The sequence below is a fragment of the Micrococcaceae bacterium Sec5.1 genome (assembly GCA_039636795.1).
Lineage (GTDB): Bacteria > Actinomycetota > Actinomycetes > Actinomycetales > Micrococcaceae > Arthrobacter.
Genome location: CP143430.1, coordinates 1817149 through 1831285, shown reverse-complemented (window position 1 = coordinate 1831285; position 14137 = coordinate 1817149). Strand labels below are relative to the sequence as shown.

The 14137-nt window shown below is 60.0% G+C and carries 7 protein-coding genes and 3 rRNA genes; 1 reads left to right on the top strand and 9 read right to left on the bottom strand.

Features of this window, described 5'->3' with window-relative positions; all coding sequences use genetic code 11:
- Window positions 1-8: 8 nt before the first annotated feature.
- Window positions 9-995 carry an HAD-IIA family hydrolase gene (locus VUN82_08470; GenBank protein XAS73852.1) on the bottom strand — a complete coding sequence of 329 codons (987 nt, stop codon included), beginning with the start codon at window positions 993-995 and terminating at the stop codon, window positions 9-11.
- Complete coding sequence (locus tag VUN82_08465; GenBank protein XAS73851.1) at window positions 988-1866, bottom strand: hypothetical protein; 879 nt, start codon at window positions 1864-1866, stop codon at window positions 988-990. Before VUN82_08465 ends, VUN82_08470 begins: the two co-directional genes overlap by 8 nt.
- Here VUN82_08465 and VUN82_08460 point away from each other — a divergent pair.
- Entirely contained in the window at window positions 1855-3051 is a 1197-nt protein-coding gene (locus VUN82_08460) for a hypothetical protein (GenBank protein XAS73850.1), read from the top strand. The genes VUN82_08465 and VUN82_08460 overlap by 12 nt on opposite strands.
- A 282-nt stretch (window positions 3052-3333) precedes the next feature.
- On the opposite strand, the gene rrf is transcribed toward VUN82_08460, so the two are convergent.
- The 7 genes from rrf to VUN82_08425 all read right to left on the bottom strand — a co-directional run bounded on the left by rrf (window position 3334) and on the right by VUN82_08425 (window position 14080).
- Window positions 3334-3450 (bottom strand): 5S ribosomal RNA (gene rrf / locus VUN82_08455).
- Window positions 3451-3647: 197 nt separating this feature from the next.
- Window positions 3648-6790, bottom strand: a 23S ribosomal RNA gene (locus VUN82_08450).
- A gap of 95 nt (window positions 6791-6885) precedes the next feature.
- A complete protein-coding gene (locus VUN82_08445) occupies window positions 6886-7047 on the bottom strand; it encodes a hypothetical protein (GenBank protein ID XAS73849.1) in 162 nt (53 codons plus the stop codon).
- A gap of 293 nt (window positions 7048-7340) precedes the next feature.
- Window positions 7341-8860 (bottom strand): 16S ribosomal RNA (locus VUN82_08440).
- Together the 16S, 23S and 5S rRNA genes form the textbook arrangement of a ribosomal RNA operon.
- An 884-nt stretch (window positions 8861-9744) precedes the next feature.
- Entirely contained in the window at window positions 9745-11055 is a 1311-nt protein-coding gene (gene tyrS / locus VUN82_08435; GenBank protein ID XAS73848.1) for a tyrosine--tRNA ligase, read from the bottom strand.
- Window positions 11056-11092: 37 nt separating this feature from the next.
- Window positions 11093-13321, bottom strand: a complete 2229-nt coding sequence (locus VUN82_08430) for an AAA family ATPase (protein XAS73847.1) — start codon at window positions 13319-13321, stop codon at window positions 11093-11095.
- 99 nt (window positions 13322-13420) lie between these two features.
- The gene (locus VUN82_08425; protein XAS73846.1) at window positions 13421-14080 is read right to left on the bottom strand and encodes a DNA-3-methyladenine glycosylase; all 660 of its coding nucleotides are present in this window, start codon (window positions 14078-14080) and stop codon (window positions 13421-13423) included.
- Window positions 14081-14137 lie beyond the last annotated feature (57 nt).

Genomic DNA, 14137 nt, shown 5'->3' with positions numbered 1-14137 from the left:
GCACCAGTCTAGTGAGTTCGCCATTCCAGCTGGGGCGCCTGAGCTACAGCAGTGTCCGGAACCTCAGCCCACCAGGCCGCGCAGGCAGCACGCCACGCGTCGAGGTCATCCTTATCCCCGGTCAACGTGACCTTGCCATCCTCAGCAACTGCTGACGCTGCACCGCAACGGTAAGTGCCGGCGTCGTTGACGATTTCCGGGTAAGGGGCGTAAAGGTCCCCCAAGTCTGCCAAAAGGTAGTCCGGACGCTCTTCCGTCCGGGCAGCCAGAATCGACAGCGTGGTATCGACGCCGGTGAGTACCGCCGCCGTCGAAAATCCCGCACGGTTGCCGCCCAGGATGTCGGTATCCAAACGGTCCCCCACCACCAAAGGGCGATCAGACTTCAGGCGCTTGGCAGCAGCGTGGAACAATGGCGCCTCCGGTTTACCGGCCACCATCGGCGTCTTGCCCGTTGCGGCCGCAACTGCGGCAACGAGAGTACCGTTGCCAGGAGCCATACCGCGCGCCTGCGGGATCGACATATCCGTGTTGGTCGCAAACCACTGGGCGCCACCGGCAACAACATAGGAGGCCTCAGCGAGGTCCTTCCAGCCGATCTCAGGGTTGAAGCCCTGGACAACAGCTACCGGCGATTCCGCCGCACTATGCACGGGCTTCAGGCCCACCAGTTCGATCTCGTGGGCCAACGCCGCGCTGCCGGTAATGAGCACGTGAGCCCCCGCAGGCAGCATGGAAGCAAGCAGCTCCCCGGCAGCCTGCGAAGAACTGACCACCTGGTGATCCTCCGCAGGAGCCCCCAGTTCCCGCAAGTGCGCAGCAACCTGGGCGGGAGTACGCGAGGCGTTGTTCGTCACGTAACCCAAGCCGACGCCTACGGTCTCCAGGCGCTGCAGCGACTCCACAGCCCCGGGAATTGCATGGGGACCTGCGTAAACGACACCATCAAGATCGGAAAGAACCGCGTCAAAGGACGAAATGAGTGAATCAGCCATGCTGTGAGTCAGTGCCCTGTTCCTCGGTGGATTCCGTATGGGATACGGTTTCGTCGGCTTCTTCTTCTGTTTCTTCTGTTTCTGCTTCGTCAGCCTCTTCTGCTGAATCGATGTCCGATTCGGCGTCGTCCGACTCGAAGTAATCCGACTCGGCATCATCCATGTCAACGTCGTCGTGTTCGGCGTCTGCAGCAGCCGCCTCCGCGATCACCGTTTCGCTTTCCGGCCTCACGACGTCGGAATCCTCGCCGCGCTTCTCGAAGCGTGGCTTCCGTGCAGCCGCTGCTTCTTCCTGCTCGTCCCAGCCGAGGTCAAGAATTTCCGGTTCGGCGAAGTCACCAACGCCGAGGGCATTCTCAGCTACCAGTGCCTGACGAGCCCACTTTTCGGCTTCCTCAGTGCGACCCACAGCAGTCAGTGCTTCTGCATACGCGCGGAACAGACGGGGGCTGTAAGAGAACGCCCTGTTAATGTCCAGCTGCGGGATCTCAAGCTCGGCTACAGCAGCATCAAGTTGGTTGAGGTCAGCACGGGCGCCCGAAGCCACAATCGCCAGCTCTACCTTGCCCGGAGCATCCAGATCCTGCGCTTCAGGAGACCGGACCATGTCCAGTGCACGGTCAGGGCGGCCAAGGCCACGCTCACAGTCCGCCATGACGGGCAGGTGAACGTTGGATCCGCTGATGCGGCGGTACGTACGGAATTCGCGCAGCGCTTCGCCATAGTGACCTGCAGCGTAAGCCGTCAAGCCAACAGCTTCCCGGACAGCCGACAGCCGGCCACCCCTGCGGCTGGCGGCCAAAGCGTGTTGGAAGGCCAGCTCCGGCTCGATGTCGATCAGGCGACCGGCCATGACCAGGTGCTTCGCCACCCAGCCTGCGCTCTGCTCTTCGAGGGTCTTGATCTGGTGCCCGGTGGCGCGGTCAAGTTCCTTGCCCGTGACATCCTCATCGATCTCCGGAGAACGTTCGCGGTCAGGGCGGTTGGCGCTGCGAATGTCCTTCGCGTTGGGAACGCGGGCGGGACGGTCTTCCCAGGAGTTGGAGCGGTCATTGTTGAACGGACGACGCTCGCCACCACGCTCGGGACGGTCACCAAACGGCTTACGCTCGCCACGATCATTGCTGAACGGACGACGCTCCTCGCCATCACGACGCGGGCCATCAAAGTTCCGCGGGCCACGCTCAGGGCGGCTACCGAAGGGCTTACGCTCGCCACGGTCACTGTTGAACGGACGACGCTCACCACCACGCGCGGGACGGTCACCAAACGGCTTACGCTCGCCACGGTCGCTGTTGAACGGACGACGCTCACCATCGCGCGCGGGACGGTCACCACGGTCATTGTTGAAGGGACGACGCTCATCGCCATCTCGACGCGGGCCATCGAAGTTCCGTGGGCCACGCTCGGGACGGTCACCGAAGGGTTTACGCTCGCCGCGGTCGTTGTTGAACGGACGACGCTCACCATCACGGGCCGGACGATCACCGCGGTCATTGTTGAAGGGACGACGCTCATCGCCATCTCGACGCGGGCCATCGAAGTTCCGTGGGCCACGCTCGGGACGGTCACCGAAGGGTTTACGCTCGGCGCGGTCGTTGTTGAACGGACGACGCTCACCATCACGGGCCGGACGATCACCGCGGTCACCGCGGTCACCGAACGGCTTACGATCACGATCGCCACCGAAGGAACGACGCTCACCATCGCGGGGCGGGCGGTCGCCGAACGGCTTACGCTCGCCACGGTCATTGTTGAACGGACGACGCTCACCATCACGGGCCGGACGATCACCGCGGTCACCACGGTCACCAAAGGGCTTACGATCACGATCGCCACCGAAGGAACGACCCTGCTCACTACCGTCGCGATTCTCCCTGGAACGGAATCCGCGAGGGTCTCCACCGGAGTTGTTGTTGGGGCGGAAAGAGCCGCGCTCACCGCGATTCCCGCCAAAGTTTCCGCGGTTGCCGTCGCGATTGCCGCCGTTGTGCTCAGCCATGGTGGATTCCTCCTGTTGCGAGCCGACCACTGGCGCGTGCGTAGTCGCTCATAACCCTTATTTCGTTGTCACGCCGTCTACAGCACTGGGCCGCCGACTCGTATGTCTTATGCAATTCTAGGCGACAGCGCCTCAGGCGCCGAACGTCAAGGCGCCTGCATGGGCATCCCGTGGCAAGTCTCACAGCCTTGTTGGCGCTGCGCCTTTTGGGGTCTTAAATGGGGGAGCCCCGGCCGTGGTGGTCGGGGCTTGCCTGGTTCTGGTTTGGTGATCGTGCCGTTAATGTGGGAGACCCCCCGACCCTGGTGTGGGTTGGGGGGTCTCGACCTAATGTGTGTCCGGCGGTGTCCTACTCTCCCACACCCTCCCGGGTGCAGTACCATCGGCGCTGTGGGTCTTAGCTTCCGGGTTCGGAATGGGACCGGGCGTTTCCCCCACGCTATGACCGCCGTAACCTTGTTACCCGAACCCCTGTGCCGGTTGTTGGTGCCGGTGTTGGGGTGGGAAGCTTTGTGGTTACAACATGTGTGTTCCCTCGATGTTGAGGGTCCTGTGGTGTTGTGTATTTAGTTGTGGTTTTTGTTCCCGTGAGCAACAAATGGTTTTGTTGTTCGGGAACCACATAGTGGACGCGTGCAGTGTTTTTGTGTGTGGTGTAAGTTGTTGGCCTATTAGTACCGGTCAGCTTCACGAGTCTTTAGTCCTCGCTTCCACATCCGGCCTATCAACCCAGTGGTCTGGCTGGGGGCCTCTCACACAAATTGTGTATGGAAATCTCATCTTGAAGCGAGCTTCCCGCTTAGATGCTTTCAGCGGTTATCCCATCCGAACGTAGCTAATCAGCGATGCACTTGGCAGTACAACTGACACACCAGAGGTTCGTCCGTCCCGGTCCTCTCGTACTAAGGACAGCCCTTCTCAAATTTCCTGCGCGCGCAGCGGATAGGGACCGAACTGTCTCACGACGTTCTAAACCCAGCTCGCGTACCGCTTTAATGGGCGAACAGCCCAACCCTTGGGACCTACTCCAGCCCCAGGATGCGACGAGCCGACATCGAGGTGCCAAACCATGCCGTCGATATGGACTCTTGGGCAAGATCAGCCTGTTATCCCCGAGGTACCTTTTATCCGTTGAGCGACGGCCATTCCACAATGTACCGCCGGATCACTAGTCCCGACTTTCGTCCCTGCTTGAGATGTCTCTCTCACAGTCAAGCTCCCTTGTGCACTTACACTCGACACCTGATTGCCAACCAGGCTGAGGGAACCTTTGGGCGCCTCCGTTACTTTTTAGGAGGCAACCGCCCCAGTTAAACTACCCATCAGGCACTGTCCCTGACCCGGATCACGGGCCGAAGTTAGATGTCCAAAGTGACCAGAGTGGTATTTCAACGATGACTCCACCCGAACTGGCGTCCGGGCTTCAACGTCTCCCACCTATCCTACACAAGCCACTCCGAACACCAATACCAAACTATAGTAAAGGTCTCGGGGTCTTTCCGTCCTGCTGCGCGTAACGAGCATCTTTACTCGTACTGCAATTTCGCCGAGTTTATGGTTGAGACAGCGGGGAAGTCGTTACTCCATTCGTGCAGGTCGGAACTTACCCGACAAGGAATTTCGCTACCTTAGGATGGTTATAGTTACCACCGCCGTTTACTGGGGCTTAAATTCTCAGCTTCGCCCTTACGGGCTAACCGGTCCTCTTAACCTTCCAGCACCGGGCAGGAGTCAGTCCGTATACATCGTCTTGCGACTTCGCACGGACCTGTGTTTTTAGTAAACAGTCGCTTCCCCCTGGTCTCTGCGGCCCACACCCGCTCCACAGAGCAAGTCTGTATCACGGGGCAGGCCCCCCTTCTCCCGAAGTTACGGGGGCATTTTGCCGAGTTCCTTAACCATAATTCTCTCGATCGCCTTGGTATTCTCTACCTGATCACCTGTGTCGGTTTGGGGTACGGGCGGCTAAAACCTCGCGTCGATGCTTTTCTAGGCAGCATAGGATCACCGGATCCCCCCATACGGGGGTCCCATCAGATCTCAGGATCGTGCTCGAAACACACAGGAACGGATTTGCCTATCCCTGACCCTACATCCTTGGACCGGGGCAACCATCGCCCGGCCCGGCTACCTTCCTGCGTCACACCTGTTAATACGCTTACCTCCCGGGATCAGATCCCGCGCTCGGCCAAAACCCACACACCACAAGGGTGATAGGGCAGGCTCCGGGCGGTTAGTATCCCCCGCTTGGCATGGGCGGTTTTTCGCCGGTACGGGAATATCAACCCGTTGTCCATCGACTACGCCTGTCGGCCTCGCCTTAGGTCCCGACTTACCCAGGGCAGATTAGCTTGACCCTGGAACCCTTGATCATTCGGCGGACGGGTTTCTCACCCGTCTTTCGCTACTCATGCCTGCATTCTCACTCGTGTAGGCTCCACCGCTGGTTTCCACCGCGACTTCACTGCCCACACGACGCTCCCCTACCACTCCACACCCCTGAACCACGAAGGCTAGGGCACTGTGTGAAATCCACAACTTCGGCGGTGTACTTGAGCCCCGCTACATTGTCGGCGCGGAATCACTTGACCAGTGAGCTATTACGCACTCTTTCAAGGATGGCTGCTTCTAAGCCAACCTCCTGGTTGTCTTCGCAACTCCACATCCTTTCCCACTTAGCACACGCTTAGGGGCCTTAGTTGGTGGTCTGGGCTGTTTCCCTCTCGACTATGAAGCTTATCCCCCACAGTCTCACTGCTGCGCTCTCACTTACCGGCATTCGGAGTTTGGCTGACGTCAGTAACCTTGTAGGGCCCATCGGCCATCCAGTAGCTCTACCTCCGGCAAGAAACACGCAACGCTGCACCTAAATGCATTTCGGGGAGAACCAGCTATCACGGAGTTTGATTGGCCTTTCACCCCTACCCACAGCTCATCCCCTCCATTTTCAACTGAAGTGGGTTCGGTCCTCCACGACGTCTTACCGTCGCTTCAACCTGGCCATGGGTAGATCACTCCGCTTCGGGTCTAGATCACGCCACTACACTCGCCCTGTTCAGACTCGCTTTCGCTACGGCTACCCCACACGGGTTAACCTCGCGACGTAACACTAACTCGCAGGCTCATTCTTCAAAAGGCACGCCGTCACCAGAATCAGACTGGCTCCGACGGATTGTAAGCACACGGTTTCAGGTACTGTTTCACTCCCCTCCCGGGGTACTTTTCACCTTTCCCTCACGGTACTGGTCCGCTATCGGTCATTAGGAAGTATTTAGGCTTATCAGGTGGTCCTGACAGATTCGCACGGGATTTCTCGGGCCCCGTGCTACTTGGGATCCTCTCCAGGCGGTACACAACATTACGGTTACGGGGCTCACACCCTCTCTGGCCGGCCTTTCAAGACCGTTCACCTATGCCTGCACCTCACCTCACCAGTCCGGCAGAACCAGTACGGAAAGTCCCACAACCCCGCCCATGCAACGCCCGCCGGCTATCACACATGGAAACGGTTTAGCCTGATCCGCGTTCGCTCGCCACTACTAACGGAATCACTCTTGTTTTCTCTTCCTGCGGGTACTGAGATGTTTCACTTCCCCGCGTTCCCCCCACGCACCCTATGTGTTCAGATGCGGGTCACACAATCACTTTTAACAGCGTTGTGCGGGGTTTCCCCATTCGGACATCCTGGGATCAACGCTCGGTTATCAACTCCCCCAGGCTTATCGCAGATTCCTACGTCCTTCTTCGGCTCCTAATGCCAAGGCATCCACCGTGTGCCCTTAAAAACTTGACCACACAAAGATCAAAAACTTACTCGAGAGAACCACGACCACAAGGGCCAGGTTCATTCATAAGAAATTGCTGTAAGAACACACACAAGTGTGTGTTCTAGATGCTCGCGTCCACTATGTAGTTCTCAAACAACAACCCCGTCAACCACACCCCACCCACCACAACCCACACACCCACAAAAACGCGGGAGCAGGGGCTGCTGACAGTGACCGGGACGCCGGAAGCAGGAACAAAAGAAACACCAGAAGATGCCCCCATGCATTGCTGCAAAAAGGTCCTGTTGCCTCAGGACCCAACAGTGCGCCAAACACAACCCCATACCAGCCACGCCCCGGCAGCGTTCCACACAACACCACACCCCCAAAAAGGGGCACGGGTTGCCGTACTAACACCAGGACACAACCGGTAAAGGCCATGCCAAAGAAGTTTGATTCGTTGATGTTTCCACCCATGAGCACCCACCGCAGAACAGACGCCTGCGCAATGGGCAACACTGACAACCCGTCATCCGCCCATGCAGGCGAACAACACAGTTGTTAGCAGCTCCTTAGAAAGGAGGTGATCCAGCCGCACCTTCCGGTACGGCTACCTTGTTACGACTTAGTCCCAATCGCCGGTCCCACCTTCGACGGCTCCCCCCACAAGGGTTAGGCCACCGGCTTCGGGTGTTACCAACTTTCGTGACTTGACGGGCGGTGTGTACAAGGCCCGGGAACGTATTCACCGCAGCGTTGCTGATCTGCGATTACTAGCGACTCCGACTTCATGGGGTCGAGTTGCAGACCCCAATCCGAACTGAGACCGGCTTTTTGGGATTAGCTCCACCTCACAGTATCGCAACCCTTTGTACCGGCCATTGTAGCATGCGTGAAGCCCAAGACATAAGGGGCATGATGATTTGACGTCGTCCCCACCTTCCTCCGAGTTGACCCCGGCAGTCTCCTATGAGTCCCCGCCATCACGCGCTGGCAACATAGAACGAGGGTTGCGCTCGTTGCGGGACTTAACCCAACATCTCACGACACGAGCTGACGACAACCATGCACCACCTGTAAACCGACCGCAAGCGGGGCACCTGTTTCCAGGTCTTTCCGGTTCATGTCAAGCCTTGGTAAGGTTCTTCGCGTTGCATCGAATTAATCCGCATGCTCCGCCGCTTGTGCGGGCCCCCGTCAATTCCTTTGAGTTTTAGCCTTGCGGCCGTACTCCCCAGGCGGGGCACTTAATGCGTTAGCTACGGCGCGGAAAACGTGGAATGTCCCCCACACCTAGTGCCCAACGTTTACGGCATGGACTACCAGGGTATCTAATCCTGTTCGCTCCCCATGCTTTCGCTCCTCAGCGTCAGTTACAGCCCAGAGACCTGCCTTCGCCATCGGTGTTCCTCCTGATATCTGCGCATTTCACCGCTACACCAGGAATTCCAGTCTCCCCTACTGCACTCTAGTCTGCCCGTACCCACTGCAGAACCGGAGTTGAGCCCCGGTCTTTCACAGCAGACGCGACAAACCGCCTACGAGCTCTTTACGCCCAATAATTCCGGATAACGCTTGCGCCCTACGTATTACCGCGGCTGCTGGCACGTAGTTAGCCGGCGCTTCTTCTGCAGGTACCGTCACTTTCGCTTCTTCCCTACTGAAAGAGGTTTACAACCCGAAGGCCGTCATCCCTCACGCGGCGTCGCTGCATCAGGCTTTCGCCCATTGTGCAATATTCCCCACTGCTGCCTCCCGTAGGAGTCTGGGCCGTGTCTCAGTCCCAGTGTGGCCGGTCACCCTCTCAGGCCGGCTACCCGTCGTCGCCTTGGTAGGCCATTACCCCACCAACAAGCTGATAGGCCGCGAGTCCATCCAAAACCACAAAAGCTTTCCACCCCCCACCATGCGATGAGGAGTCATATCCGGTATTAGACCCAGTTTCCCAGGCTTATCCCAGAGTCAAGGGCAGGTTACTCACGTGTTACTCACCCGTTCGCCACTAATCCCCCAGCAAGCTGGGATCATCGTTCGACTTGCATGTGTTAAGCACGCCGCCAGCGTTCATCCTGAGCCAGGATCAAACTCTCCGTTGAAAAATAACAGACACAACCACACCCACCGGAAATAACGGCCGGGCACGGCTGCACAAAATTCGAAACCAGCTGAAAACCAGACCACCACACACGGGGGTGCGCAACGGCCTGGCCATAATTTCAACCAATCAATAAAACAATCGGCATCAACAAACTTGGCACACTATTGAGTTCTCAAACAACAGACACTAACCGGCACCACCAGAACCCCTTACAGGGCCACAGGATCGCTCCGGAGCAACTTTTCAAACTTACCCGATCAACCGGATCCATGCAAATCAACGTTTCCGCGATTTTCGATCCCGCCGCATCGGCCCCACCCGTTACCGGCACGCCCAAAAGCGCACCATATTCCAGGCTGTTATCAAAGGGGTTGGCCCCCGCAGTTCCCAGCACCAGGCTGTCTCACTCGCGGCGACTCAGAAGACATTACACGCCCACCAGCCCCGACACAAATCCACCCCCACACCCCCAAAAACCCCGCAAACACAAGCCAACCAGAACCACCCAAACCCAAAAACACCCCAAAACCACCACAACAACCACCCGTGAACCCCGTCACACCAACCAAAAACCCACGGTCCCGTCCGCCAAACACCAAACCCGACCACCGCCGTCGAACATTCCCAACCCCACCACCAGGACCCGACAGGACATGAGAGAACGATGCTCGAAAACAACGACGATGTGCGAGAAGGATGCCCAAAAACAACGACGATGTGCGAGAACAACCGGGGCGGGGGTCATCCGGCAGCGCGCGTCCAAGCGACGAAGGAGCGAGCGCGCAGAGGATGACCCCCGCCGCCGGGCGCCTAATCAAACGCAGAAAAGGCCGGCAACCATAGCGGTTACCGGCCCTTTCGGAACTGGACTACTGAGAAAACCTAGGCTGAAACCTCAATGGTCGCCAGGTTCTTCTTGCCCCGTCGAAGGAGCAAGTAGCGGCCGTGCAAGAGCTCGTCCTGGGCGATGACGGCGTCGGGATCGGACACTTTCGTGTTGTTCACGTAGGCGCCGCCCTCCCCCACGGTCCGGCGGGCTGCCGACTTGCTGTCGGACAAACCGGAGGCCACGAGCAAGTCGATGATGCCCAGACCGTCGGCGCTGATCTTCGCGGACGGAAGTTCTGCCGTCGCTGATTCCAGGGTGTGCTCATCAAGGACGGTGAGGTCGCCGTTGCCGAAGAGCGCTGCCGAGGCTGCGATAACCTTTTCGGTCGCATCGATCCCGTGCACCAATGAGGTCACTTCGAATGCAAGCTTCTTCTGGCCTTCGCGGGCAAACGGGCGCTCAGCAACTGACTGGCCAAGCTCTTCAATTTCCGCACGTGAAAGGAACGTGAAGACCTTCAGCCGATCCACCACATCAGCATCGGCCGTGTTCAGCCAGAACTGGTAGAACGCGTACGGGCTGCACATTTCGGGGTCCAGCCAAATGGCGTTGCCCTCGCTCTTGCCGAACTTGGTGCCGTCCGAGTTGGTGATGAGAGGCGTACCCAGGGCGTGGACGCTCTTGCCCTCCACCTTGCGGATGAGTTCGGTGCCGCTGGTGAGGTTGCCCCACTGGTCCGAGCCACCGGTCTGCAGTGCACAGCCGTAGTCGCGGAACAGTTGGAGGTAGTCCATGCCCTGCAGGATCTGGTAGCTGAACTCGGTGTAGCTGATGCCCTCGTCGGAGCTCAACCGCGACGCGACAGCATCTTTGCGCAGCATGGTGCCCACCCGGAAGTGCTTGCCGATTTCCCGCAGGAAGTCGATGGCGCTCAGCGGCGCCGTCCAGTCCAGGTTGTTGACCATGCGCGCCGCGTTGTCGCCCTCAAAACTGAGGAAACGGCGCACCTGGCCCTGAAGGTAGCCGACCCACTCCGCAACGGTGTCCTTGGTGTTCAAGGTGCGTTCCGCCGTCGGACGCGGATCGCCGATCAGGCCCGTGGACCCGCCAACCAGGCCGAGCGGCTTGTGGCCGGCCAGCTGCAATCGACGCATCAGGAGGAGCTGCACCAGGTTACCCAGGTGAAGGGACGGGGCGGTGGGGTCGAAGCCACAGTAATACGTGATCGGGTCCCCGGCGAGCAGCTTTTCCAGTTCCGTTTCGTCGGTGGAAACGTGGACAAGGCCGCGCCATTTGAGCTCCTGCCAGATGTTGGCAAAGGCGGGATCGTTGTGCTGGGACTCGATGTTGTTTACGTGTGACACGAGTTCTAAGTTAGCAGGATTGTTGAACCTGCTTTTCCTAGCGCTCAATGCCGGCAGGCAGCGGTGCCGCGGCGATGAGCCTGAGCCGCTGAGTGGGTCGGGTCATAGCGACGTAGAGGTCGCCCACCTTGCCGTGCTCGTGATTGAGCATGGCGGCCGGCTCCAGGACGATGACGCCATCAAATTCCAGGCCCTTCGCCTCCTTGGGACTGATGACCACGATGTCCTGCTCGTAGCTTCCGGCTCCCGAGCCGATGCGGCGGCCGTAGATCTCACGCAGCGCAGCAGCCGCCTGCGGCAGCAGTGGGCCGTCGGCGATCACAGCCAGCAGGCCGCCGTCGATTGCTTCCACTTCCTCAGGCAGGACCTCGACCAGGCGGGAGACAATACCGTCCGCTTCGACGCGGTCCACAATGGGCCACCATTTGCCTTCGCGCACAGCCTTCGGAGCTGAGACCACCAGGCCTGCGCGGTTGGCCATCCGGACAGCGGCTTCCGCGATCTGGGACGGCGTGCGGTAGTTGACGGTGAGCTCTTCGAGCTGCCAGCGGTCACCGAACGACGGCGCCAGCGCGCTTTGCCACGAATTGGCGCCAGCCGCGGCACTCGTTTGGGCGATGTCCCCCACGATTGTGAAGGACTTCAACGGGCAGCGACGCACGAGAAGCCGCCACTGCATGGCCGAAAGCTCCTGTGCCTCATCAACCACGATGTGGCCGAAAGCCCAGGAACGGTCACTCGTGGCGCGCTCGGCTGCGGTGAGCCGGTTCTCGCGTTCCTGGTTCTGGTCTGCCAGTTCTTCGGCGCTCACCAGGACATCCACGCCCATGGCTTCCATGTTGGCCAGGGTCTGCTTGGCGTTGGCGAGATCGCGGGCGCGGTCGGCTTCCTGCTGGGCCAGTCCCCTGCCCGCGGCAGGGTCCAGCTCACCGAGGAGCTCAGCAGCTTCGTCCAAAAGCGGTACGTCAGCCTCGGTCCAGGGAGCATCGACGGGCCTCTGCAGGAGGGATCGCTGTTCCGGTGTGAGGTGCGGCGTGCAGGCTTCCAGGATGGCGGGCTTGCTGAAGAGCTCCGAGATCAGCTTCTCGGGCGTCATCGGCATCCAGCACAGGTTCAAGGCGATACGGACGTCCCGGGCAGACCGGACGTCTTCGGCGAGGTAGGCGCGATCGGCGTTATTGCCGATGTTCGATTCCTCGACGAGGTCCGTCAGTTGCTCCGTGAGCTCACGGAGGAGGATCTTGACGAACGTCAGGCGGGCTTCATTGTGGGGTTTGCCGGTGGCACGGGCCTTTTCCCGCGCCCGGCGGACCTGTCGGACGGTCAGCGTCAGCTTGCGGGAATCCACTTCGAGAATGCGGTCTTCTGCAGGCGTGCGCTGCCGGTTCGCTACAGCGTTGGCCACCACCGTGGCCATGTCGAGCTTGCCTTTGAGGGCAGCGACATCGGGATCTTCCTCGGGAACAGCGTGGATTCCGGGCATGAGTCGGCCAAGACTGGCCATGACGACGCCGGTCTCGCCCAGCGACGGCAGCACACGCTCGATGTAGTGCATGAACGACGACGACGGTCCCACCAGCAGCACGCCGGCACTCTTAAGGCGATCACGGTGCGTGTACAGCAGGTAGGCGGCGCGGTGCAGTGCCACTGCGGTCTTACCCGTTCCGGGACCACCTTGCACGACGAGCGCGCCCGAGATCGAGGAACGGATGATCCTGTCCTGCTCCGACTGGATGGTTCCCACGATGTCCGACATGCGGCCCGTGCGCTTGGAATTCAGGGCCGCGAGGAGCGCGCCCTCGCCCTGCAGGGAATCGTTGTCCGCGAGCATCCCGGCATCCAGGACATCGTCCTCGATCGCCTTCACGTCACGGCCTTGCAGGATCAGGTGCCGACGGCGGCGCACACCTTGGCGGTCGAATGCGGTGGCCTGATAGAAGTGGCCGGCTTCGGGCGCACGCCAGTCAACCATGAGCCGCTGGAGATCGGCCGTAGACAATCCGATGCGCCCAATGTACTGAGCCTCACCCGAGTCCAGATCAAGGCGGCCGAAAACCAGACGGTCATCGACGGCGTCGAGCTGGGCAAGGCGGTCCTCATACAGCGCGGCGAACGCGTCACGTTCGGACACGTTTTGCATGGTTCCCACTGCACCGGCCTTGCGCACCTGCGCCAGCTGGGCGCGCTTTTCTTCGCGCAGCTCATCGAGCCGGGCGTACAGCCCAGCAACGTATTCCTGCTCGTGGACCAAATCAGCGTCGTGCATCGAACCGTAACCCCTATCGCAAAAGACAGACCGTCCATTCTACAGCGATTTTGGTAAACGTGCGGGGTCCAGGTCATATGGCGGACCAGTGGCCAAAGTTCAGGCCCGGTTGCGTGGCCGCGCCGCTTTGTAGCGTGACACCGTTGGATCATCTTCGATCCAGAAACGCCAGGGATAGTCCGTACTTCCACCCGGACCAGCCACCCCAACCCGAGGTCCGCTGGCCACGGCCCCTGCAGGCGTCTCAGGCAACCAGAGGCTGAACGGTGACGCGAGCGCGTCACGGCCCGTGTCCGCCGTCGTAAGTCCCAGCGCCGATGCCAGGCGGGCCGGTCCGCTGGCCAAGTCCTTGTGCGTTTTGGAGGCAGGCCTGCGGACAGTGGCAAGCCCCTCCCCCTCTACAATCTCGCCGGCGCGCAAGAGCAGCGCAGACGGTGAACCTTTGGGACCGCAGACGATGTTGGCGCAGTAGTGCATGCCGTACGTGAAATAGACGTACAGGAATCCCGGTGGTCCGAACATAGGCGCGTTCCTGGCTGTGGGACCGCCGAAGGTGTGCGATCCGGGATCGGGGTGTTCGGAATCGCGTGGGCCCATATACGCCTCCACTTCAGTGAGCCTGACCGCCACCGGACCGGCTTCGGAGTGGTGGGTGAGCACGGCCCCAAGGATCAGTGGAGCGATTGCGCGGGGGTCGCCCTCTAGGAACTTACGCACTTTTTCGGGATTGCTGACTCCCTTCTCCATGGACGAGTTCATGCCCAGACCCTAGCAAAAATCGTGGAACGGCCATGTCCGATTTCCGCTAGCAGCGGA

Coding starts and splice junctions, on each gene's coding strand:
- VUN82_08470 (XAS73852.1), bottom strand. CDS start 995: ATGGCTGATTCACTCATTTCGTCCTTTGACGCGGTTCTTTCCGATCTT.
- VUN82_08445 (XAS73849.1), bottom strand. CDS start 7,047: ATGGGGGCATCTTCTGGTGTTTCTTTTGTTCCTGCTTCCGGCGTCCCG.
- VUN82_08430 (XAS73847.1), bottom strand. CDS start 13,321: ATGCACGACGCTGATTTGGTCCACGAGCAGGAATACGTTGCTGGGCTG.
- VUN82_08425 (XAS73846.1), bottom strand. CDS start 14,080: ATGAACTCGTCCATGGAGAAGGGAGTCAGCAATCCCGAAAAAGTGCGT.